Genomic DNA, 23,309 nt, shown 5'->3' on the forward strand with positions numbered 1-23,309 from the left:
TGACCCACGCTGTCGCCCAGACGTTTCGTCTTCCGGCCAGACGGGCATCAGCCGTGTACCAGATGCATCCACATCGGCAGGCTGAGCGCGGCCAGGACCGTGGAGAGGAAGACCGTCGAACCGACGATGCGCACCTCCTCGGGACGTTGCGCGAAGGCCAGCACGTTGACCCCGCTGGGGCAGGCAGCCAGCAATACCAGCACGCTGCGCGCCGTGTCATCCAGCGGCAGCAGGCGCCCCAGCGCCAGCACGGCCAGGGGGAACAGCAGCAGCTTGGCGATGACCAGCCCGATCACCGTCGCATCCGGCTGCGGACGGTAGCGCGACAGGCTGATGCCCAGCACGATCAGCGCACAGGGCAGCGCCGCCTGTGCCAGCCACTGAGGTAGCGTCCATAGCCAGTCGGGCACGCGCCAGCCGGTGAGGTTGAGCAACGCGCCTGCGAGCAGGCCGACGACCAGCGGGTTGGCCAGGTTCAGCAGCAGCTTGCCCGGATCGACCTTATCCCGCGTACCGAACGCCGCATAGAGACTGTGCGCGGTGAACAGCAGCAGGCTGTGGAACACCAGGATGGAGAACACGTAGACCAGGCTGCCGATACCCAGCAGTGCGCTGACCAGGGGAATGCCGATGAGCACGTTGTTGGAGTAGGCGGCCACCAGCCCCAGCGGCGTGGCTCGACCACTGCGCCAGTGAACCACGGCGTTGATCAGCGCGAACACTCCCAGCACCGGGACGAAGTAGCCGAGCAGCAGCATCGGCGACAATCCCTCGGCCAGCGGCGCACGGGCGATACCGACGAACAGCACTGCCGGCATCAGTACCTTGAAGGTCAGCTTCGCCAGCCCCGCGGCGGCATCGCCCGCCAGCCAGCGGCGCGCCCCCATCAGGTAGCCCAGCACGATCAGCAAGAAGATAGGCACGATCGTCTGAATCGCCTGCATACCCCACTCCAGACACCTCGCCCCGCCCATCGCGGGGTCACGAAGGCGCGCAGCATACGCGCCTGCACGGCGCCTGGCGAACGAAGCGGCGGGCGCAACGCTCAGATATGACGTGCCTATCACCCTCAGGAGGGAATCCCATGCGCACGCCCATCTTCGTCATCGCTTTGGCCACCCTGGCCGGTTGTGCCAGTCACCCGCAGAACCCCGTCGATTTCGTCGTCTACCGTAACGAGCCACTGGTCCATGAGGTCAAGGAAGGCATGACCCGCGAACAGGTGCTGACCCTCGGCGGACCGCCCTCGAGCAGCGTGCAGCGCCAGGTGCATCCGGGTACCTGCAACAACTACGTACTCGAGCACGACGGTCACGAACAGGTCTACTACGTGGCCTTCGACAGCGCCGAGCGCGTCACCGGCAAGGGCTTCCTAACCTGTGCGCAGATGGAGGACAACCAGCGCGCCCATTGACCACCGGTCCGGGCGCGGGCGTAGCCACGCCCGCGCCCGTGGTCGACGCAAGACAGGTAGCAGCCACAGAAGAGGAGAACCCTCATGCCCCGCGGCGACAAGTCCAAGTACAGCGACAAGCAGCAGCGCAAAGCCCAGCACATCGAGCAGAGCTACGAGGCGCGCGGCATTCCCGAGGAGGAAGCCGAGGCGCGTGCTTGGGCCACGGTGAACAAACAGTCCGGTGGCGGAGAACAGGGCGGGTCGGCGAGAGACAAGGGTGCGACAGCCAAGCGCGCCGACCGCAAGGACTCGGCTCGCCGCGCCGCAGCCAGCCGCCAGGGCCGCTCCCCCAACCGAGGCTCGGCGAGCACTCGGCGCGGCGGCGGCAGTACCTCGCTGAGCGAACTGAGCCGCGACGAACTGCTCCAGCGCGCCCGCCAGCAGGACATTCGCGGCCGCTCGAAGATGCGCAAGGCAGAGCTGATCCGCGCCCTGAGTTGAAACCTTCACGGCGCCTCGCGACTCAGATGACAGACAGCGCCACCCCGCCGGCAAGCCAGAGCGGGGACCGCCGTACCGTGACCTGATGATGAGGAAAGACCGATGAGCTACGTACAACTGTCCGACAAGGAAACCCTGCGCCAGCGCGCCCGCCAGCACGTGGAGAATGGCGCCGTCACCGAGGACTACAGCGCCGACCTGCCCACCGTGCTGCGCCTGCTCAACGAGGCGCTGGCCACTGAACTGGTCTGTTGGATGCGCTACAAGCGCCACTACTTCATGGCCGACAGCATGGGCCTGAAGGCCAGCGTTGCCGCCGACGAATTTCTCGAACACGCCAACCAGGAACAGGAACACGCCGACCGCCTGGCCGAACGCATCGTTCAACTCGGCGGCGAGCCGGACTTCGATCCCCAGGGCCTGACCGAACGCTCCCACGCCCAGTACGTGGCCGGCGAAACCCTCAAGGACATGGTCTACGAGAACCTCGTCGCCGAACGTATCGCCATCGAGAGCTACCGCGAGATCATCCAGTTCCTCGGCGACAAGGACCCGACCACCCGCCGTATCTTCGAGGACATTCTCGCCCAGGAAGAAGAGCACGCCGACGACATGGCGGACATCTTCGAGAGTCTGGGCTGACAGAAGAGCACGCATGGCAGCGTCGCACCGACGACGCTGCCTTCTTTCTACGTCTACCGATAGCGCCTGCTCAGAGCGGAAAACTGCGACCTCGTCGAGGTCTCGACGCCGCGCATTTGCATCGCTTGCCAGGCCGCGCGATGGTCCGACCCTTCTCTATCGACAAGGACGTCGGCCATGTCTGGCAAGCCCGCAGCACGCGCGAACGATTCCACCGCCTGCCCGGTATCAGGGCACGGCACCAACCCCATTGCCGCCGGCTCCGGCGACGTATTCTTCGACGGCCTTCCCGCCGCCCGCCAGGGTGATCCCAGCGCCTGTGGCGGCGCCCTGAGCGGCGCATTGATCGGCAACGTGCTTATCAACGGCAAACCCGCCGCCGTGGTCGGCAGCGTGGGTAGTCATGGAAACGTAGTGATCGGCGGCTCCGGCACGGTGATCATCGGCAACAGCGTTACCACCGCCGCTTTCGAACCGCCCGCGCCGTTACCGATAGCCGCCGCCCTCGTCGCCGCAGCCAGTAGCCCCACGGCATTGCTCGATGCCAACCCGCTCGTTGCCAGGGGCCGCTCATTTGCACAGCCCTCGGAACAGAAGCTGGAAGAAGAGGAGGAGGAGGAAGAACTGCCCGTGCAGCAGAGCATCATCCTGCGCATTGGCGTGTTCTTCGATGGCACGGGCAACAACCTCGCCAACGCAGCCGTCACCGAGCAGTGCCGGCGAGATGACTTGCAGCAACTGGACGAACGCACCCTGGCGGAAGTGGTGGATTACTGCGAGCGCAACGACTTCACGGTCAGCGAGGAGTCCACCCACTTCGAGCGCTCGGGCAATGACAGCCATGGGAATGCGCCGAGTAATGTGGCGCGGTTGTACAACTTATATATCGACAATGCACTTAGCCCACTGCAAGCCGAAGACACCAAAGCTTCCATCGCGGTTTACCTGGAAGGCATTGGCACCAGCAGCGGAGAATCCGACTCGCTATACGGGCGGGCCACCGGCACTGGGGAAACCGGGATTTTGGCGAGGGTTGCTCAAAGCCCGGATGAAATATCCAAACAATTACAACGTTTCATTCAAAGCAATCCCGATGTGCAAATCGACAATCTCGAGTTCGACATTTTCGGCTTCAGCCGGGGTGCCGCAGCAGCCCGTCACTTCGCCAACGAGATTCTCAAGCCCCAAGGCGGCCTGCTGGCCAACCTATTCAATGCACAGTCGCCCGGCTTCAAGCCGGACTTCGACTGGGCCAGCCGGGCGCAGATCAACTTCATCGGTCTGTTCGACACGGTGGCCGGTGTAGTCAGTGTCGCCGATGGCGATTTCAGTGCCGCCGACAATATCAACCCAGGCGTCAATCTCTACCTGCCGCCAGGCTGCGCGCGGAAAGTGCTGCAACTCACCGCCCGAGACGAAAAACGCTGGAACTTCGCCCTCAACAGCGTGGCACCGGACCACCAGGAAATCAGCCTGCCCGGCAGCCACTCGGACATTGGCGGCGGATACCGCCCGGTGATGAGTGAGAAACTGGTGCTCAGCCGGCCACTGAGCTCCCGAGTACCTGCGGACACACCGGTCGAGCACACCCATGCCTGGCGTGAAACCCAGCGGCAGTATGAAAAGTGGGGCGCTCTTGGGTTGCCTGGGCAAGGCATTTTACAGCCGAGAATTTGGATCAACCGCTTGCACCGCTTCCAGAATCGCGGGGTACAACACCCACCGGAAGACCTGGTAACCGCCGCCGTAGTCATCGACCGGCAAGTGCGAGGCGAGCTGGCGTTGGTGTACCTGCGCGTGATGCGGGAGTTGGCGATGGGATATGGAGTGCCATTTGACTTCATTGATGAACAGGAAAAGGCAACAGCTATTCCAGCTGACCTTATGGGGATCTCACAAAAGCTGATAACCCTTTCCCAGCAGGGGACCGCTCCCCTGACTCAGGACGAAGAACGCTTACTGTGGTCCCGCTATATCCACCTCTCGGCGAACTGGACTCCCAACTACGGATTTATGATCAACAAACCCGCACCTAACACTCGCTTGGCTTACAACAACAAACCACAACAGGGTTACCCCCAATGAGGTTTTTCTTTATTGCACTCATCTTGGCCCTTTCAGTCGGCTGTGCCGGTGGACAAGGGAGGCCCAAGCTCCCCTACGATGCATGGTACGTAGGTCTATTCGCTCCAGACTTCATGGAGGTCTGGATCGAGAGCGTCGATGTGATCGATCAGCGAGGATTGGCCTACGAGCGAGTTGCCGGTGGTGTGGCGGCCATTCGTTCACTTAGTGATGAAAGTCAGGCGAAAGCGGGATGGCCGGACAGGGTGGGTAGAGGGGCTGGAAAATACCTAACCGGCATTGATCTTCCAGAGTTCATCTTCGTACGCTGGCAATCCTTGGTCGAACCACAGACCTACAACGTGCGCATCAAAATTCCGCAGTGGGTGCGAGCTGAAATGCTCAAGCCTCGGCGAGCTTATTGTCGCCTCCAGGGCAAGAGTCTTGATGGACTGTATCGTAAGGACATTACCATCGGCCTGGCCCCCGGTGGCATCGCCAAAGCCTGGGTCGGCGGACCTTGCCTGGAGTCCATGGAGATAGGTCGCTTCAAGGCCGCGGTCAGCAAAGTCGGCCCCTATGGCGGTACGTCCGGCGGTAAGCATCGCCCCCTTTCGGAAGAGGCCAAGGCGTACATCAAGACGCATAAGATTCCCTACGACTCATGGTGAGCCTTCGGTCTGTTCGATACGGCGGTCGGTGTAGTCAGTATGCCGAGGGCGATTTCAGTGTCGCCGACAATATCGACCCGGGGCCCCGCCATATCCACCTCTCGGCGAATTGGACTCCCAACTACGGATTTATGATCAACAAACCCGCACCTAACACTCGCCTGGCTTACAACAACAAACCACAACAGGGTTACCCCCAATGAAGTCGTTATTTCTCTGCTTTGTTTTAGCGCTGATAAGCGGCTGCGCTATCGGACAAGGGCGACCGCATTTGCCGTTTAACGCATGGTATGTGGGTATCGGCGCGCCCAAGCACATGGAAGTCTGGATCGAGAGTGTCGATGTGATCGACAAACGTGGATTGGCTTATGAGCAGGTCTATACAGGCATTCCGTCCTACGCGGGCAGCGTTGCGGGCTGGCCTGTGCATCCGTCGGGAGGCAAGGGGAAAAACCTGCCTGGCATCGACCTGCCGGAAATCATCTTCGTACGCTGGCAATCGCTGGTGGAGCCACAAACCTACAACGTACGCATCAATATTCCGCAGTGGGTGCGCGATGAAATGCTCAAGCGGCAATCTCATTATTGTCGATTCGACGGAAAGGTCATCGATGGTCTGTATCGCCATGACATCATCATCGTCTTAGCGCCAGGCGGCATCGCCAAAGCCTGGGTCGGCGGACCTTGCCTGGAGTCCATGGAGATAGGTCGCTTCAAGGCTGCGGTCAGCAAAGTCGGCCCTTATGGCGGTACGTCCGGCGGTAAACATCGCCCCCTTTCGGAAAAGGCCAAGGCGTATATCGAGACGCATAAGATTCCCTACGACTCATGGTGAGCCTTCGGTCTGTTCGATACGGCGGTCGGTGTAGTCAGTATGCCGAGGGCGATTTCAGTGTCGCCGACAATATCGACCCGGGGCCCCGCCATATCCACCTCTCGGCGAACTGGACTCCCAACTACGGATTTATGATCAACAAACCCGCACCTAACACTCGCCTGGCTTACAACAACAAACCACAACAGGGTTACCCCCAATGAAGTCGTTATTTCTCTGCTTTGTTTTAGCGCTGATAAGCGGCTGCGCTATCGGACAAGGGCGACCGCATTTGCCGTTTAACGCATGGTATGTGGGTATCGGCGCGCCCAAGCACATGGAAGTCTGGATCGAGAGTGTCGATGTGATCGACAAACGTGGATTGGCTTATGAGCAGGTCTATACAGGCATTCCGTCCTACGCGGGCAGCGTTGCGGGCTGGCCTGAGCATCCGTCCGGCGGCGCGGGAAAAAACCTACCCGGCATCGACCTGCCGGAAATCATCTTCGTACGCTGGCAATCGCTGGTGGAGCCGCAAACCTACAACGTGCGCATCAATATTCCGCAGTGGGTGCGCGATGAGATGCTCAAGCGGCAATCTCCGTATTGTCGGAGCGACGGAGCAGTCGTCGAGGGCCTGTACCGCAAAGTTATCACCATTGCAGTCGCACCCGGTGGCATCGCCAAAGCCTGGGTCGGCGGGCCTTGCCTGGAATCCATGGAGATAGGTCGCTTCAAGGCCGCGATCAGCAAGGTTGGCCCCTATGGCGGTACGTCCGGCGGTAAGCATCGCCCCCTTTCGGAAGAGGCCAAGGCGTACATCGATACGCATAAGATTCCCTACGACTCATGGTGAGCCCTCCCTGCGAGAATTCCCGCAGGAAAACGAAGGCCGATGAGTCGTAGGCAATCCGTTCCGTCTTACTTATCCGCCACCGGTAACTCATACACCAGGCAGTCGGCCACGCCGATGCTCCCGCGGGTCAGCGCCTCGACATCGCGGCGCGTCTGTTGCGGGTCCTCGACCCAACGGCGGTAGAAGTCGAACGGGCACTCGGCGACACCCTTGTCGCCGTCACCGGACTGGTAGACGCCGGTGTAGCCCCGGTGCAGCAGCTTGAACAGGTGGTTCTCGGACTGATCGTTGGCGCGCGCGTCACGGATCTGCGAGACCGACAACTGGGCGTACTGAATGCCCATTTCCTCCTCGCCGCACTCGCCCAGGGTGCGCCCGTCGAAGCCGATGATCGCCGAGTGGCCGAAGTAGGAATACACGCCGTCGAAGCCGGCGGCGTTGGCTACCGCGACGTAGCAGTTGTTGGCCCAGGCCATGCTCTTGGCCATCAGCACCTGCTGTTCCTTGGCCGGGTACATGTAGCCCTGGCAGCGCACGATCAGCTCGGCGCCCTTCATCGCGCAGTCGCGCCAGATCTCCGGGTAGTTGCCGTCGTCGCAGACGATCAGGCTGATCTTCAAGCCCTTGGGTCCGGTGCTGACGTAGGTGCGGTCGCCCGGATACCAGCCCTCGATCGGGCACCAGGGAATGCACTTGCGGTACTTCTGCACGATCTCGCCGTGGTCGTCGATCAGGATCAGCGTGTTGTACGGCGCCTTGCCCGGCTCCTCGTGACGCTCGCCGGTGATCGAGAACACGCCCCAGGTCTTCGCCTCGCGGCAGGCGGCGGAGAAGATCGCGGTTTCCTCGCCGGGCACCGTGGCGGCGGTTTCCATCATCTCGCCGGGGTCGTACATGATTCCCATGGTGCTGTATTCGGGGAAGATCACCAGGTCCATGCCCGGCAGGCCGAGCTTCATGCCCTTGACCATCTCGGCGATCTTGCGGGCGTTGTCGAGCACCTCGGCACGGCTGTGCAGGCGCGGCATCTTGTAGTTGACGACGGCGACGCCGACGCAATCGGGACTGCTGGAAATATCGCCGTGGCGCATGGGAAACCTCCGGTCGGTGTGCAGCGCTGCTCTGCATCGTGCGGTGTGGGTGGCGGGCGCCGAACAGCAGCCCTCAGTGACTGATCATCCACGGCCTCGCCGAGGGGCTGGCCTTCATGCCGTGGGGATTGGCCTTGCTGCGCGCCACCGGCTGGCGGGGGCCGCAACAGCTGCAACCGGCTGGGTGCTTGCGACTGGCCTTGTACTCCTCCAGGCTCTTCGGTGCGTGGGCGCTGCGCTCGTTGGTCTCGATGGCGCGGCGCTGGCTACCGGCCAGGGTCGCCAGGCCCGGTGCGCTGAGGATCACCCGCTGGCTGGCGCCGCCGCAGGTCGGACAGGCGCAGGCGGCGTCGCGCTCGGCCATGGGCCGCAGCAGGGTGAAGTCGCCGCACGCGGGGCAGTCGTATTCGTAGATCGGCATGGCGCATTCCTCACACCCTCCCCCATCTGCGGGAGAGGGCGGTGCAGGTCACAGGTCGTGGGCGATGGGCATGTCGATGGAGCCATCGAGGTGCTTGGTCGGTCCGCTCGCACTGGGATTGATGTCGAACTCGAAGATGTCGGTGGGCAGCCACAGGGTGGCGCAGGCATTGGGGATGTCGACCACCCCGCTGATGTGCCCCTGCACCGGCGCCGAGCCGAGCAGCGAATAACCCTGGGCGCCGGAGTAGCCGAACTTCTTCAGGTACTCGATGGCATTCATGCAGGCCTGCTTGTAGGCGAGGTTGACGTCCAAGTAGTGCTGCTTGCCGGCATCGTCCACCGAGATGCCTTCGAAGATCAGGTAGTTGTTGTAGGTGGGCACGATCGGGCTGGGCTTGAAGATCGGGTTGCGGATGCCGTACTTGGCCATGCCGCCCTTGATCAGTTCGACCTTCATGTGTACCCAGCCGGCCATCTCGATGGCGCCGCAGAAGGTGATCTCGCCGTCGCCCTGACTGAAGTGCAGGTCGCCCACCGAGAGCCCGGCGCCGTCGACGTAGACCGGGAAGAAGATCTTCGAGCCACGCGACAGATCCTTGATGTCGCAGTTGCCGCCATGCTCGCGCGGCGGCACGGTGCGCGCGCCCTCGGCGGCGATCTTGTCGCGCAAGGCGCCGGTGGCCTTGCCGGCGTGGGCGGTGGCGGCGAACGGCGGGTTGGCCAGCGGCGGCACGCGGGTCGGGTTGCTGTCGATCAGCGCCTGCTCGCGGCTGTTCCAGTCGGTGAGCATCTTCGGGTCCGGCAGGCAGCCGATCAGGCCCGGGTGGATCAGTCCGGCGAAGCGCACGCCGGGAATGTGCCGGCTCTGGGTGAACATGCCCTGGAAGTCCCAGATGGACTTCTGCGCGGCGGGGAAGTAGTCGGTGAGGAAGCCGCCGCCGTTCTGCTTGGAGAAGAAGCCGTTGAAGCCCCACTGGGACTCGGCCTTGGCGCCGATGTCGAGCAGGTCGACCACCAGCAGGTCGCCCGGCTCGGCGCCGTGCACGCCCACCGGACCGGACAGGTAGTGCACGGTGGAAAGGTCGACGTCACGCACGTCGCTGGCGTCGTCGTCGTTCTTGATCGCGCCGCCGGTCCAGTCGTAGGTCTCGAGGATGAAGTCGTCACCCGGCTTGACCCAGCACGCCATCGGAATGTCCGAGTGCCAGCGGTTGTGTACCTGTTCGTTTTCGGTGGCGGCCTGCGCGAGGTCGACCTTGATCAGCGTGTCGGTCATGACGAAAGCTCCTTGGACCTGGTTTGGATTCGGTGCAGCGCGCACCGGCTCGGAACACAGGTTGGTGGCTTGCGGCATACGGCGAAATACGTCGGATGACGTATGCCCTGCGCACACTCGGGAAGCTTTTTCGCGGACGCGAAAAAGCGGCCGGGGCATGGAGAACACCCCGACCGAAAAGCGTTGAACGTTACACCGACAGATACCGGCTGATGGTCGCCTCGTCGACCTTGTCGCGGGTTTCCTCGACGACGAAGCGGCCCTTCTCGATGACCAGGAAGCGGTCGGCGATTTCCAGGGTGAATGACAGCACCTGCTCGGAGACCACGATGGTCAGGTCGCGCAGGGTGCGGATTTCCTTCAGGGTCCGGGCGATGTCCTTGATGATCGACGGCTGGATGCCCTCGGTGGGCTCGTCGAGCAGCAGCACCTTGGGGTTGGTGGCCAGGGCGCGGGCGATCGCCAGTTGCTGCTGCTGGCCGCCGGAAAGGTTGCCACCCTTGCGCTGGCGCATCTCCTGCAGCACCGGGAACAGCGCGTAGAGGTCGTCCGGCACCTTGCCGCGGGCCGAAGCCGGCAGGCCGGTCTGGATGTTCTCCAGCACCGTCATGTGCGGGAAGATCATGCGCCCCTGGGGCACGTAGGCGATGCCGCTGGCGACCCGCTGATGGGTGGCCAGGCCGCCAACCGCGCGGCCGTCGACGCTTACCTCGCCGCCCCAGCTCGGCAGGATGCCCATGAGGCTCTTGAACAGGGTGGTCTTGCCCATGCCGTTGCGGCCCATCACCGCGACGATCTCGCGTTTTTCCACGTTCAGGCTCAGCTCGTGGAGGATGCGGCTCTGGCCGTAGCCGGAGACCAGGTTTTCGATGGTGAACATGCGTGATGTCTCCGCGCAGAAAGGGATGCGCCTCAGTGGCCGAGGTACACCTCGATGACCTTCGGGTTGCTCTGCACCGCGTCCATGCTGCCCTCGGCGAGCACCTGGCCCTGGTGCAGCACGGTGACCTTGTGGGCGATGCTCTTGACGAACTCCATGTCGTGCTCGATGACCAGCACCGAGCGCCCCTCGCTGATGCGCTTGAGCAGCTCGGCGGTCTGCGCGCGCTCGGAGACGCTCATCCCCGCCACCGGCTCGTCGAGCATCAGCAGCACCGGGTCCTGCATCAGCAGCATGCCGATCTCCAGCCACTGCTTCTGGCCATGGGAGAGCAGCTCTGCCTGTTGCTGCAGCAGGTCGCCGAGGAAGATCTGCTCGGCGACCTCGCGGACCCGCTCGACCACCGCGGCGCTGCGCCGGAAGAACAGCGCGCCGAACACCTTGCGCCCGGCGGGGTAGGACATCTCCAGGTTCTCGAAGACCGTGAGGTTCTCGTAGATCGAGGGGTTCTGGAACTTGCGCCCGACCCCGGCGCGGACGATGTCGTACTCGCGCATGCGGGTCAGCTCGCGGCCGTCGAAGTCGATGCTGCCGGCGGTGGCGCGGGTCTTGCCGCAGATCAGGTCGAGCACAGTGGTCTTGCCGGCGCCGTTGGGGCCGATCACCACGTGCACCTCGTTGCGGTCGACGTAGAGGTTGAGATCGTTGACCGCCTTGAAGCCGTCGAAGGACACGGTCAGCCCTTCGATGGCCAGCACCGGCTTGGCCTGCTGGAATCCGATCGGCGAGTTCATGGGGTGGTCTCCAGGGTCTTGGCCGGGCTGGCCGGGACGCTGCTCGGCGGCGTTGCCACGGCAGCCGGTGCGGCTTGCTGACGACGCGCCAGGCGCGGCGCCACGTGGCTCTTCCAGAGCCCGGCGATGCCGTTGGGGAAGTACATGACGACGAGGATGAACAGGCCGCCCATCAGGTACAGCCACAGCTCGGGGAAGCTCTCGGAGAAGTAGGTCTTGCCGAAGTTCACCAGCAGCGCGCCGTACACCGCGCCGAGCAGCGACAGGCGTCCGCCGACAGCGGCGAAGATGACCATCTCGATGGACGGCACGATGCCGACGAAGGACGGCGACATGAAGCCCACCTGCAGGGTGAACATCGCACCGCCGATGCCGGAGAACGCCGCCGCCACGCAGAACACGAAGACCTTGAAGCTGGCCACGTCGTAGCCGGAGAAACGCACGCGTTCTTCCTTGTCTCGCATCGCCAGCAGCAGGCGGCCGAGCTTGGAGGCGAGGATGAAGCGCCCCACCAGAATGCAGCCGAGCAGCAGCACCGCGTTGACGAAGTAGAGGATCAGCTTGGCCGAGTCCTCGCGGATGTCCCAGCCGAGCAGCGTGCGCAGGTCGGTGATGCCGTTGACACCGCCGGTGAGGCCCTGCTGGCCGATGATCAGAATGGTCAGGATCGCCGCGATGGCCTGGGTGACGATGGAGAAGTACACGTCGCCGACGCGCCGCTTGAACATCGCCAGGCCGATCACCAGCGCCAGCAGCACCGGCACCGCGATCACCGCCAGCAGCGTGAAGGCGAAGCTGTGGAACGGCTGCCAGAGCAGCGGCAGTTCGGTGATCTGGTTCCAGTCCATGAAGTCGGGAATGCCCGGCGTGGACTGGATGGCGGTGCTCTCCGGGTCGGAGGCTTCGAGCTTGAGGAACATCGCCATGCAGTAGCCGCCAAGGCCGAAGAAAATCCCCTGACCGAGGCTGAGGATGCCGCCGTAACCCCAGCACAGCACCAGGCCGACGGCGACGAAGGCGTAGGTCAGGTACTTGCCGACCATGTTCAGGCGGAAGGCATCCAGCGCCAGCGGGAACACCAGCAGGATCAGCGCGGCCAGCACCAGGAAGCCGATGGCGCCCTGGCGGCCGCCGAGGAAGTTGGCGTAGATGGATTTCATGGCTGGACTCTCCCCAGGCCGTGGGCGCGCTGCCACACGCCGCTCATTTGCGCACCTTCATCGCGAACAGCCCCTGGGGCCGCGCCATGAGGATCAGGATCACCACCGAGAGGGTCAGCACCTTGGCCATCGAGCCGGAGAGGAAGAATTCCAGGATCGATTGCGCCTGAGCGATGGAGAACGCCGAGGCGATGGTGCCGAGCAGGCTTGCGGCGCCGCCGAAGACCACCACCAGGAAGGTGTCGACGATGTACAGCGAACCGGAGGTGGGGCCGGTGGAACCGATGGTGGTGAAGGCCGCGCCGGCGACCCCGGCCACACCGCAGCCGAGGGCGAAGGTCATGCGGTCGACGCGCTTGGTGTCGATGCCCACGGCTCGGCTCATCAGGCGGTTCTGCACCGTGGCACGCACGTGCAGGCCCCAGCGCGAGCGGTACAGCAGCACCACCAGGGCGAGGGTCAGCAGCAGCGTCAGGGCCATCACGAAGAGACCGTTGAGGGGAATGTCGATCATGTCGGTGGGCGTCCACGAGCCCATGATCCACTCCGGCATCTGCGCACTGACCTCGCGCGCGCCGAAGATCGAACGGAACGCCTGCTGCATCACCAGCGACAGCCCCCAGGTCGCCAGCAGGGTGTCCAGCGGGCGGTGGTAGAGCTTGCTGATCATCGCCCACTCCACCAGCCAGCCGATGGCACCGGCGACGAAGAAGGAAGCCACGATGGCGACGAAGAAGTAGTAGGGCTGCGCCGCCGGCAGGTAGCTCTGCACCAGCGTCGACAGCAGGTAGGTGGTGTAGGCGCCGACGGTGAGGAATTCGCCGTGGGCCATGTTGATCACGCCCATCTGGCCGAAGATGATCGCCAGTCCCAGCGCCATCAGCAGCAGCACGCAAAACACCGAGAGGCCGTTGAAGCCCTGCATCACGGCGATGGCGCCGAAGTCGGAAAGCGAAAGATCCATGTCGGGGTCCCCCTGGATTCAGGCAGGACGCCGCGCCGGTCAGGCGACCGGCGCGGCGTCGCGCGGGCTTACTGGTAGCCTTTCGGGAAGGGGTTGGGTTCGATCAGGTCGGACTCGTAGACCACCTTGAACTGACCGTCGGACTGGGCTTCACCGATGCGCGTCTTGCTCCACAGGTGATGGTTCTCGTGGACCTTCACGTAGCCTTCCGGCGCGGTGGTCAGTTCGATGCCCGGGGAGGCTGCGACCACTTTGTCGACGTCGAAGCTGCCGGCCTTCTCCACGGCGGCCTTCCACAGCCAGGGGCCGAGGTAGGCGGCCTGGGTGACATCACCGATCACCGCGTCGGGGCCGTACTTGGCCTTGAAGGCGGCGACGAATTTCTTGTTGTTCTCGTTATCCAGGCTCTGGAAGTACTTCATCGAGGCATAGAAGCCGGCCATGTTCTCGCCGCCGATGCCGAGCAGTTCGTCCTCGGTGACCGAGAGGGTCAGCAGGGTCTGCTTGTCAGCGGTGATGCCGGCGGCCTTGAGCTGCTTGTAGAAGGCCACGTTGGAGCCGCCGACCACGGCGGCGAAGATCACGTCGGGCTTCTTCAGCTTGATCTTGTTGGTCAGCGAGCCGAACTGGGTGTTGCCCAGCGGGTAGTACTCCTCGCCCACCACCTTGCCGCCGAGCACGTTCTCGATGTGCTTGCGGGCGATCTTCATCGAAGTACGCGGCCAGATGTAGTCGGAGCCGAGCAAGTAGAAGGTCTTGGCGCCCTTCTCCTTGGCCACCCAGTCGAGCCCGGCGAGTATCTGCTGGGTCGCCTCCTGGCCGGTGTAGATGACGTTCTTCGACTGTTCCAGGCCCTCGTAGAAGGTCGGGTAGTAGAGCAGCCCGTTCTCCTTCTCGAACACTGGCAGCACCGCCTTGCGCGAGGCCGAGGTCCAGCAACCGAAGACCGTCGCTACCTTGTCGTTGACCAGCAGTTTGCGCGCCTTCTCGGCGAAGGTCGGCCAGTCGGAGGCGCCGTCTTCCTGAATCACCTTGATCTGCCGACCAAGGATGCCGCCGGCGGCATTGATCTGCTCGATGGCCAGGCGCTCGGCCTGGATCGAACCGGTCTCGGAGATCGCCATGGTGCCGGTGGCCGAGTGCAACTGGCCGACGGTCACGGTGGTGTCGGTCACCGCCAGGCCGGTGCTGTTGGCGTCGTCGGCCTGGGCCGCCTGGCCCAGCATGGCGGCGGCCAGCAGCGACAGCGCGGCGGCCTGCGCGGCGAACCGGCGTGGCAAGGATCGTTGGGCTGCTCGGGTGGGTTGCATGCTCTTGCTCCTTTGGGGGTTGGCGCGACCGGCTCGCCTGATGGGTACCGGTCTCGGACGGGGCAAGAATGCGCAGCGCAGCGCAGGCGGGGGTATACGCAGGATGACGTAACGGCATACGTCATCTGACGTACAGGCGCAGCACGGTCGTTGGGGCATGCTGCCGCTCTCGCGCCTGCGCGCGACCGAGCGAACGGCGCACGCCGGGGAACGGAAATTGCTGGCCAGACCGACCGACCGGACAGGAGCCTCACCGTGCAAGCCACCGGCACCCAACGCATCGCCAAGATCCGCCGCGACTACAACGCCTGGGTCGCCGACGAGACCCTGGAGGACTACGCGCTGCGCTTCACCCCCGGCTCGGCGCGACGCTGGTCGGAATGGCGTATCGCCAATACCGCGCTGGGCGCGGTGTCGTTCCTCGCGCTGGAGGCGATCGGCGGCGCACTGGCACTGAGCTACGGCTTCGACAACACCTTCTGGGCGATCCTCGCGGTGAGCCTGGTGATCTTCCTCACCGGCCTGCCGATCAGCTACTACGCCGCGCGCTACGGCGTGGACATGGACCTGCTCACCCGTGGCGCCGGCTTCGGCTACATCGGTTCGACGCTGACCTCGCTGATCTACGCCAGCTTCACCTTCCTGTTCTTCGCCCTCGAGGCGGCGATCATGGCACTGGCCCTGGAGTTGTACTTCGACCTGCCGTTGGCGCTGGCCTACGTGATCTGCTCGATCATCATCATTCCGCTGGTGACCTACGGCGTCACCCTGATCAACCGCCTGCAGTTCTGGAGCCAGCCGCTGTGGCTGGTGCTGCTGGTGCTGCCCTACGTGTTCGTGCTGGCGAAGAACCCCGGGGTACTGGGCGGCCTGCCCAGCTTCGTCGGGCGCGAAGGTGAGGCGGGGCATTTCAACCTGCTGCATTTCGGGGCGGCCTGCACCGTGGCGCTGGCCCTGGTGACGCAGATCGGCGAGCAGGTCGACTACCTGCGTTTTCTCCCCGAGAAGACCCGGACCAACCGCCGCCGCTGGTGGACGGCGATGTTGCTGGCCGGCCCCGGCTGGATCATTCCCGGCGCACTGAAGATGTTCGCCGGGGCCTTTCTCGCCTTCCTCGCGCTGCAGCACGAGATTCCCATCGAGCGCGCCGCCGAGCCGACGCAGATGTACCTGGTGGCCTACCAGTACGTGTTCGCCTCGCCGCAATGGGCGCTGGGGGCGATGGTGCTGTTCGTCATCGTCAGCCAGGTGAAGATCAACGTGACCAATGCCTACGCCGGCTCGCTGGCGTGGTCGAACTTCTTCGCACGGCTGACCCACAGCCATCCGGGACGGGTGGTCTGGCTGGTGTTCAACGTCGCCATCGCGCTGATGCTGATGGAACTGGGCGTGTTCAAGGCGATCGAGCAGGTGCTCGGGCTCTACGCCAACATCGCCATCGCCTGGATCGGCGCGGTGGTCGCGGACCTGGTGATCAACAAGCCGTTGGGCCTGTCGCCGCGCGGTATCGAGTTCAAGCGCGCGCACCTCTACGACATCAATCCGGTGGGCGTCGGCGCCATGGCCATCGCCTCGCTGCTCTCGGTGGCGGCGCATTTCGGCAGCTTCGGCGCCTTGGCCCAAGCCGCCTCCCCGGCCGTGGCGCTGGTCGCCGCGCTGCTCTGTGCGCCACTGATCGCCTGGGCCACGCGTGGGCGCTACTACATCGCCCGGCAGCGCCAGCCGGCGCTGCTCTACCCGCACACGCGCGCCGACGGCCGCGTCGCCTGCGTACTCTGCCGCAATGCCTTCGAGGAACCGGATACCGCCTTCTGCCCGGCCTACGGCGCGCCGATCTGCTCGCTGTGCTGCTCGCTGGATGCGCGCTGCGGCGACCTCTGCAAGCCGCGCTCGCGCATCGCCGAGCAGTTCGACGATTTGCTGCGCTGGCTCTTCCCCAACGTCGCCATCCCGCGCCTGCACACACGTCTCGCGCATTACCTGGGCGTGTTGACGGTGATCGTCGCGCTGCTCTCCGGCGCGCTGGCGCTGATCTACGACCAGGTCGTCCAGGGACTGGGCAGTGCCTCGGCGGCGATCGCCCCGACCCTGGCACAGGCGTTCCTCAAGGCCTTCATGGTGCTCGCGCTGTTTGCCGGAATGCTCGCCTGGTGGCTGGTACTGGCGCGCGAGAGCCGTCGCGTGGCGCAGGAGGAATCCAACCGCCAGACGCAGTTGCTGATGCAGGAAATCGAAGCGCACCAGCGTACCGACGAGGCCCTGCAGCGCGCCAAGGAAGCCAGCGAGGCGGCCAACGCGGCGAAGAGCCGCTACGTCACCGGGCTGTCCCACGAGCTGCGCACGCCGCTCAACAGCATCCTCGGCTACACCCAGATCCTGCAGCGCGATGCGGCGATCCCCGAGCGCCAGCAGGCGGCACTGGCGACCATCCGCCGCAGCGGTTCGCACCTGCTGTCACTGATCGACGGCCTGCTCGACGTCGCGCGCATCGAGGCCGGTAAGCTGAACCTGGAGCCTTGCGAAATCCCCTTCCCGGACTTCGTCCTGCAGTTGCAGCGGATGATCGCTCCCCAGGCCGAGGAAAAGGGCCTGGGCTTCGAACTGGAGGTGCGCGGGCGACTGCCGGCGGTGGTGCGCGGCGACGACAAGCGCATCCGCCAGATCCTCATCAACCTGCTCGGCAACGCGGTGCGCTTCACCGAAGCCGGACGCGTCGGTCTGGCGGTGAGCTACCTGCGCGAGACCGCCACCTTCGAGATCAGTGACACCGGCATCGGCATCGATGCCGAGCAGCTCGAACGCATCTTCCAGCCGTTCGAGCGCGGCGACCCGCTGCGCCAGGACGCCGGCGTCGGCCTCGGCCTGACCATCTCGCGAATGCTGGTGGCGCTGATGGGCGGCCAGATTTCCGTGAGCAGCGAGCCCGGGCGCGGCACCACCTTCCAGGTGCGCCTGTTCCTCTCGGAAGTGCGCGTGCCCGAGGCGGTGATCCACGTCGAGCACGACATCCGCGGCTACCAGGGCCCGCGCCGGCGCATCCTGGTGGTGGACGACCACGCCGAGCATCGCCAGGTGCTGGCCGGCATGCTCGAACCGCTGGGCTTCGCCATCGCCCAGGCCGGCGACGGCCAGCAGGCACTGCGTCAGGTGGTCGAGCTGACTCCGGACCTGATCCTCATGGACCTGTCGATGCCGCAGCTAGACGGCCACCAGACCGCGCGGCTGATCCGCGCCAATCGGCTGTCGGCGGCGCCGATCATCGTGGTTTCCGCCAACGCCTTCGCCGACGACCGCGAGCGGGTCGGCGCCGATTGCGACGACTACCTGGCCAAGCCAGTACACAGTGCCGCGCTGCTGGAGAAGATCGAGCATCACCTGCAACTGAGCTGGATCACCCGCGGCGACAGCGCGCCAACCGCGCCAGCGCTCGCCCAGGCGCCCAGCACCGAGGCCCTCGACGAGCTGGATGAGCTCGGCGCACTCGGCTACGTGAAGGGCATCCTCGAAGCCCTGGAACGTATCGAGCAACGCGAGCCGACCTGCGCCGCGGCCCTCGCACCACTGCGCCAGCGCGCCCAGCGTTTCCAGCTCAACGACTTCAATCGCCTGCTGCGCGCCCTGCGCCAGGACTCCCCCGCCATCACCACAGGAGGTGCCCATCGTGATTGACTGCCCCACGCCGATCCAGCAGACCAACCCAGGCAGTCCCGTCGCCCAGCAAGGCGTGGTGCTGATCGTCGACGACACTCCGGACAACCTGGCGCTGCTCGCCGATGCCCTGGATGCCGCCGGCTACATGGTGCTGGTGGCGCTGGACGGCACCAGCGCGCTGGAGCGCATGCAGCGCCGGCGCCCGGACGTGGTGCTGCTCGATGCCATGATGCCGGGCATGGACGGCTTCGAGACTTGCCGGCGCATCAAGGCGCAGGCGGAAATGGCCGACATCCCGGTACTGTTCATGACCGCGCTGACCGAGAGCGAGCACGTGGTCGCCGGCTTCGCCGCCGGCGGCATCGACTACGTGACCAAGCCGATCCATCCGGATGAGGTACTGGCGCGGGTCGCCGCGCACCTGCGCACCGCACGCAGCCTGCAATCGGCCCGCGACGGCGCACCAGCGGCCGCCCCCGGACTGGACGAGCGCCAGCGCCAGGCGCTCGCGGAGCGCTACGGACTCACCAGCCGCGAGCTGGAAGTGCTGCACTGGGTTGCCTGCGGCAAGACCAACCGCGACATCGGCGACATTCTCGGACTCTCCCCGCGCACGGTGAACAAGCATCTGGAGCACGTCTACGTGAAGCTCGGCGTGGAAACGCGGACCTCCGCGGCGGCGGTGGCGATGGGGGGCGGGCGTTAGGCTAGGCGGTTGCCCTCAGCATGGGGCTCGTGCGCGCATGCATAAAGCCGTAAACACCCGTGTCGGCAGCGGCAAGAGTTCAGCAACTCAGCAATTCAGGATTAGCGCAGGTGCACCGGGCCCTCGGTGCCAAGGACAGTTGTCGGCGTTCTTCCGGGACGCCCTGTTTTGCCCTCCTGGGCGAGCTACTTTTGATGCCTAGCCGGCCGCCACAAAAGTAGCCAAAACTCTGCCCCTATGATCCGGCCCCGACCGCTAACGCGGACGGGGTTCGTTCACTCCATCGTCGATCCACAGGCCCGGCTACACGACGATTCCGTTCACCCGGACCAACGGGGCGCTTCGGCGCCGTCTGCAAGTCCGCATGGTTAACCCCGTAGGATGGGTCGGGCCGCGTAGGTTGAGCGCAGCGATACCCATCACGCCGCCACGAGGGGTATCGTCGCTAAGCTCCTCTTCCCATCCTACGGGGCCGGGGCCGAGCCCGAACAACGCGACCACCGAGGACACGGCTTGCACCCAGGGCCCCTTCAGGAGGCCGAGTGCAGGCGTTGCGTAGGGGAGCGAGCCGCCAGGACGGCGGCGAGAGGCCTGTGCGGTCCAGGGATGGACCGTACGGGCCGGCCCCCGGAGCAGCGCCGGAGCGAGGGAAGTCCGTTCGCACAGCGAACGGACCCGGATGGTGGGGTGCCATTCTCTTTGGTTACTTTCTCTTGGGCAGGCAAGAGAAAGTGACTCGCCGTGCAAGGCGAAACCTGTAGTCCCAACCGAGGAAAGCGCTACGCTCCCACTCCCAAGCACAACCCCCGGCATTTAGGCCGTCTCGCCAAGCGCCTGCAACGCGTCGACCAGCTCCACCTTCCCTTCACGCCATGCGCAGCAGCGCGGCGCTGCAGCTCCGGCTTGGACAGTCCGCCCAGCGAGGGCTTGCGCGTCTCGGCCGCTTTCTGCGAGACGTCGGCAGGCTGCCGAATGCTGGCCGGCCTCAGCGCAGGTCGAGCCGTTTCTGCGGGCGTACTCCTCGTCACTCAGGGCGTTGCGCGCGGCCTTGGGCAGGTAGCGCTCGCCGCTCTCGCGGGATGGCCACCCCGAGGCGGTCCCCCACTGCTCGCGGGTCCAGCGCCGCTTGATCCGCGCCCACAACTGCGGGTCGCTTTTCTTCGCCATTGCAGCCATCTGCCGGTTCCCCGTCTTGGGCCTGTTGCCGTTTCATTCACGGCCGCGCTGCCTTGACCTGCTCCAGCAGCGCCGAGCACTGCGCGCCCTGCTCGCTATCCGGGGAGATCAGCGCCAGCACGCCCGCCGCGGGCGCCACCGCCGCACCGAGGATCACCAGGCCGGCGCCACGTAGCGCCAGGGGGCCGACGTGTACGCCGGGACTGGGATTCTTGTAGGTGCCATGCACGTAGAGCGGCGAGCGTAGCGAGAAAATGCGCAGGCCCTTGGACTTGGGCACGATGTCCAGGTCCAGTGTTTCGCGCTTGAGGCTGGTTTGCCCGGTGACGTTGATTACCGCGTTGTCGGTATCGAAGACCATCACCTGTGGCGTCGCCAGGCCATCGCTGAGTTTCACGTCGGCCACCGCGCAGTTGATGTTCACCTCGTCGTCGCCAAACAAGCGGGCGACCACGTAGTTGCCGACGTTGAGGCCGGCCAGCTCCATCAGGCTGCGGCTGACCACGCCGTCGTTCATCGCCAAACGTAACTGGCCATCGGCGGTACCGAGCAGGGCGGCCACCGAGTTGCCCGTGCCCTTGAGCTGCAGGTCGCCGTTGAACTGTCCGAGGCTCTTCTGCATCGTCTGCACGTCCGGAAAGAGCTGCTTGAGGCGCAGGCCTCGAATCGACAGGCGCACATCGCCGGCCATAGGCTCGCGACGGCCGTCCAGGTCGAGCGTGCCGTTGAGGGTGCCTCCGGCCATGCCAAACCGCAGCGGGTCCAGGCGTAGGCGCCCGTCATTCAGACGCAAGTGCGCCTGCAGGTTGTCGAAGGGCAGGTCCTCCTGCTGGACGATGCGCTTGCCGGTGAACTGCACGTCGGCATCCATGCTGCGCCAGGCCGCGGTGTCGAAACGTTCATAGGGCAGCACCTTGTCCGCCGGCTGCACCTGCTTGGCACCGCGTTCGGCTTTCTTGGCGTTGGAGTCGGCACCGATCAACGGCGCCAGGTCGCTGAACAGCAATTGATTGGAGACGAGTTCGCCGGACAGTTGCGGTCGAGGCTGCCCAGCGTTGTAGGTCAGGCTGCCGTGGATATCGCTCTGGCCGATGCGCCCGTTGAAGTCACGGTAGCTGAAGCGGGCGCCTTCGGGGCGCTGCATCTCGGCCACCAGTCGGCCGTCGGTTGAATAGGCTGGCGTGTCAGGCAGCACCACGCCGGTGAGTGCGGAGAGGTTGCCCAGGCTGTCGCCGGACAGGCGCAAGCGCAGGTCCAGTGCGCCCAGTTCGAGCGGCTCGCGCAGTATGCCCTCCACCTGTACGCGGGTGGCGCCGTTGCGCAGGTCCAACTGGACCGGGAACGGCAGGTCACGTCCCTGCAGGGCGAGCAGTCCGCCGATCTTGCCCTGGCCCTGCAGGGGTTGGCCCTTGTAACGACCCTTGGCACGCCAGGCGAACCGGTAGTCCTGCGGCGCGGCCTGCTCCTCGCTGGCATCGCTGGCGACGATCTGCGCATAGGGCACGGGCTCGCCGAGCAACTCGACGGTGGCCTCGAGGTCAGCATCGAGCTGCCGGTCGTGCAGGCTCGCGTGCCCCTGATCGAAGCCGATGGTGCCGATATCGAGGGTCCAGGAGGACGGCTCGGCGGACGCGTCTTCGCCGTCCTCGGCCTGTTTGCCTAGGTCGAAGGTCCAGTTCGCCCGACCATCGGCCAGGCGCTCCAGGCGCGCATCCGGGCCCTTGAGTTCGATCCGCGGAATGCTCACCGTGCGGGCCAGCAGCGGCAGCGGCGAGAGCACGATCTCGGCGCGCTGAAGATGGAGGAAGTAATCACCCTCGGCCCACGTGGGGTTCCCCAGGCGCAGGCCTTCGGCACTCAGGTGCGGCCACGGTATCCAGGCGCGCCAGCCTGGCTCATCCGGCTCGCGACGCCAGTTCAGGTCCAGGTCGCCCTCGATGGCGAAGGGTCTATCCAGCGCCTGGGAGACCTTCTCCTCGAGGGTCGGCTTGAGGCGGTTCCAGTCGAAGGTCGCCAGCAGCACTACCAGGATCACCAGCAACAGCGCGAGGCCGGCGAGCACCCAGGCGAAGATTCTAGAAGCACGACGCATGCGACCTCCCAAGCAACTTGTAACGGCTTGGACTGGCGGAGGGCCCCGACTGTTCAGCGTGCGATGGGGTAAAGTGACTCCACTCCAAAGGACGGCCCATGCCCAACCAACGCGCGGAACAGAAAAGGCTCACCCGCCAGGCCCTGCTGGACGCTGCCCAGCGCCTGATGGACTCCGGTCGTGGCTTCTGCAGCCTCAGTCTGCGTGAAGTGGCCCGCGGGGCGGGCATCGTGCCCACCGGTTTCTATCGGCACTTCGACGATCTGGATGCCCTCGGCCTGGCGCTGGTGAGCCAGGCCGGGGAGTCCTTCGCGCAATGCCTGGGCGAGGTGCGCCGCAACGAGTTCGAGCGCCATGGCAGCGTTGAGTCCAGCGTGCGTCTGTTCCTCGATGCGGTCGCCGCTCAGCGTGCCCAGTACCTCTTCCTTGCCCGTGAGCAGTACGGTGGCTCACGCGTCATCCGCCAGGCCATCGGAGAACTGCGCCAGCGCATCACCGACGACCTGGCGGCCGACCTGGCGCTGATGAACCGCATGCCGGCGCTCGACGGTATCGCCCTAGATGTGGTCGCCGATCTTTTCGTGAAGACCGTCTTCGCCACCCTGCCCGAGTTGATAGACCCTCCCCGTGCCGGCCTGCCAGCGCACCTGCAGCCCCATGCGAAGATCGTTCAGCAACTGCGTTTCATCATGATCGGTGGCAAGCACTGGCGTGGCATCGAAAACGCACCAGATGAGGGCGAATAAAGAGTAATACGCACGCATCCGGGGCACTATTGCGCCGCCGAACCCCAGCCATGGGCATCCCAGTTGGCAAGACACTTGCTCATGCCCCGCCGGAGT

General features: G+C 64.9%; 21 protein-coding genes. 10 read left to right on the forward strand and 11 right to left on the reverse strand.

The annotated features are described in order from the left end of the window. Positions 1–47: 47 nt before the first annotated feature. Positions 48–944, reverse strand: coding sequence for an AEC family transporter (locus ACYRGX_RS00350; protein WP_473054647.1), 897 nt, complete (start codon positions 942–944; stop codon positions 48–50). A gap of 140 nt (positions 945–1,084) precedes the next feature. Between ACYRGX_RS00350 and osmE the strand changes: the two genes are divergently transcribed. The 7 genes from osmE (at position 1,085) to ACYRGX_RS00385 (ending at position 6,944) form a co-directional block, all read left to right on the forward strand. Next, the gene (osmE, locus tag ACYRGX_RS00355; RefSeq protein ID WP_473054648.1) at positions 1,085–1,414 is read left to right on the forward strand and encodes an osmotically-inducible lipoprotein OsmE; all 330 of its coding nucleotides are present in this window, start codon (positions 1,085–1,087) and stop codon (positions 1,412–1,414) included. An 84-nt stretch (positions 1,415–1,498) separates the two neighbouring features. Next, complete coding sequence (locus ACYRGX_RS00360; protein WP_473054649.1) at positions 1,499–1,897, forward strand: termination factor Rho; 399 nt, start codon at positions 1,499–1,501, stop codon at positions 1,895–1,897. A 102-nt stretch (positions 1,898–1,999) separates the two neighbouring features. After that, entirely contained in the window at positions 2,000–2,539 is a 540-nt protein-coding gene (locus ACYRGX_RS00365) for a ferritin-like domain-containing protein (protein ID WP_473054650.1), read from the forward strand. A 177-nt stretch (positions 2,540–2,716) separates the two neighbouring features. Continuing rightward, positions 2,717–4,624, forward strand: coding sequence for a PAAR domain-containing protein (locus ACYRGX_RS00370; protein ID WP_473054651.1), 1,908 nt, complete (start codon positions 2,717–2,719; stop codon positions 4,622–4,624). Next, positions 4,621–5,274: a DUF2931 family protein gene (locus tag ACYRGX_RS00375; RefSeq protein WP_473054652.1), complete on the forward strand. Its 654-nt coding sequence runs from the start codon at positions 4,621–4,623 to the stop codon at positions 5,272–5,274. Before ACYRGX_RS00370 ends, ACYRGX_RS00375 begins: the two co-directional genes overlap by 4 nt. Before the next feature lie 199 nt (positions 5,275–5,473). Then, a complete protein-coding gene (locus tag ACYRGX_RS00380) occupies positions 5,474–6,109 on the forward strand; it encodes a DUF2931 family protein (protein WP_473054653.1) in 636 nt (211 codons plus the stop codon). Between the two features lie 199 nt (positions 6,110–6,308). Then, positions 6,309–6,944 (forward strand): DUF2931 family protein, encoded by a 636-nt coding sequence (locus tag ACYRGX_RS00385; protein WP_473054654.1) that lies wholly within the window; start codon positions 6,309–6,311, stop codon positions 6,942–6,944. A 65-nt stretch (positions 6,945–7,009) separates the two neighbouring features. Here the strand turns inward: ACYRGX_RS00385 and ACYRGX_RS00390 are convergent, their stop codons facing one another. The 8 genes from ACYRGX_RS00390 to urtA form a co-directional block, all read right to left on the reverse strand. Beyond that, positions 7,010–8,035: an aliphatic amidase gene (locus ACYRGX_RS00390; protein WP_473054655.1), complete on the reverse strand. Its 1,026-nt coding sequence runs from the start codon at positions 8,033–8,035 to the stop codon at positions 7,010–7,012. 73 nt (positions 8,036–8,108) lie between these two features. After that, on the reverse strand, positions 8,109–8,456 hold the full coding sequence (locus ACYRGX_RS00395; protein ID WP_473054656.1) for an FmdB family zinc ribbon protein: 348 nt from the start codon (positions 8,454–8,456) through the stop codon (positions 8,109–8,111). A 48-nt stretch (positions 8,457–8,504) separates the two neighbouring features. Further along, positions 8,505–9,734, reverse strand: coding sequence for a formamidase (gene fmdA, locus ACYRGX_RS00400; protein WP_473054657.1), 1,230 nt, complete (start codon positions 9,732–9,734; stop codon positions 8,505–8,507). Between the two features lie 190 nt (positions 9,735–9,924). Next, the gene (gene urtE, locus ACYRGX_RS00405) at positions 9,925–10,614 is read right to left on the reverse strand and encodes an urea ABC transporter ATP-binding subunit UrtE (RefSeq protein ID WP_473054658.1); all 690 of its coding nucleotides are present in this window, start codon (positions 10,612–10,614) and stop codon (positions 9,925–9,927) included. A gap of 32 nt (positions 10,615–10,646) precedes the next feature. Next, complete coding sequence (gene urtD / locus ACYRGX_RS00410; protein WP_473054659.1) at positions 10,647–11,408, reverse strand: urea ABC transporter ATP-binding protein UrtD; 762 nt, start codon at positions 11,406–11,408, stop codon at positions 10,647–10,649. Next, the gene (gene urtC, locus ACYRGX_RS00415; RefSeq protein ID WP_473054660.1) at positions 11,405–12,568 is read right to left on the reverse strand and encodes an urea ABC transporter permease subunit UrtC; all 1,164 of its coding nucleotides are present in this window, start codon (positions 12,566–12,568) and stop codon (positions 11,405–11,407) included. Before urtC ends, urtD begins: the two co-directional genes overlap by 4 nt. A 43-nt stretch (positions 12,569–12,611) precedes the next feature. Then, on the reverse strand, positions 12,612–13,532 hold the full coding sequence (gene urtB / locus ACYRGX_RS00420; RefSeq protein WP_473054661.1) for an urea ABC transporter permease subunit UrtB: 921 nt from the start codon (positions 13,530–13,532) through the stop codon (positions 12,612–12,614). A 68-nt stretch (positions 13,533–13,600) separates the two neighbouring features. Further along, positions 13,601–14,842 carry an urea ABC transporter substrate-binding protein gene (gene urtA, locus ACYRGX_RS00425; protein ID WP_473054662.1) on the reverse strand — a complete coding sequence of 414 codons (1,242 nt, stop codon included), beginning with the start codon at positions 14,840–14,842 and terminating at the stop codon, positions 13,601–13,603. 255 nt (positions 14,843–15,097) lie between these two features. On the opposite strand from urtA, the gene ACYRGX_RS00430 reads away from it, so the two are divergent. Beyond that, entirely contained in the window at positions 15,098–18,511 is a 3,414-nt protein-coding gene (locus ACYRGX_RS00430) for a hybrid sensor histidine kinase/response regulator (RefSeq protein WP_473054663.1), read from the forward strand. Beyond that, the gene (locus ACYRGX_RS00435) at positions 18,507–19,199 is read left to right on the forward strand and encodes a response regulator transcription factor (protein WP_473056605.1); all 693 of its coding nucleotides are present in this window, start codon (positions 18,507–18,509) and stop codon (positions 19,197–19,199) included. The genes ACYRGX_RS00430 and ACYRGX_RS00435 overlap by 5 nt, the downstream gene beginning before the upstream one ends. 813 nt (positions 19,200–20,012) lie before the next feature. Here ACYRGX_RS00435 and ACYRGX_RS00440 read toward each other — a convergent pair. Beyond that, a complete protein-coding gene (locus ACYRGX_RS00440; protein ID WP_473054664.1) occupies positions 20,013–20,366 on the reverse strand; it encodes a hypothetical protein in 354 nt (117 codons plus the stop codon). A 46-nt stretch (positions 20,367–20,412) separates the two neighbouring features. Further along, positions 20,413–22,467, reverse strand: a complete 2,055-nt coding sequence (locus ACYRGX_RS00445) for an AsmA family protein (protein WP_473054665.1) — start codon at positions 22,465–22,467, stop codon at positions 20,413–20,415. A gap of 98 nt (positions 22,468–22,565) precedes the next feature. Between ACYRGX_RS00445 and ACYRGX_RS00450 the strand changes: the two genes are divergently transcribed. Next, entirely contained in the window at positions 22,566–23,213 is a 648-nt protein-coding gene (locus ACYRGX_RS00450; protein ID WP_473054666.1) for a TetR family transcriptional regulator, read from the forward strand. Positions 23,214–23,309: the final 96 nt, after the last annotated feature.

The organism is Pseudomonas sp. R4-15 (assembly GCF_055768815.1).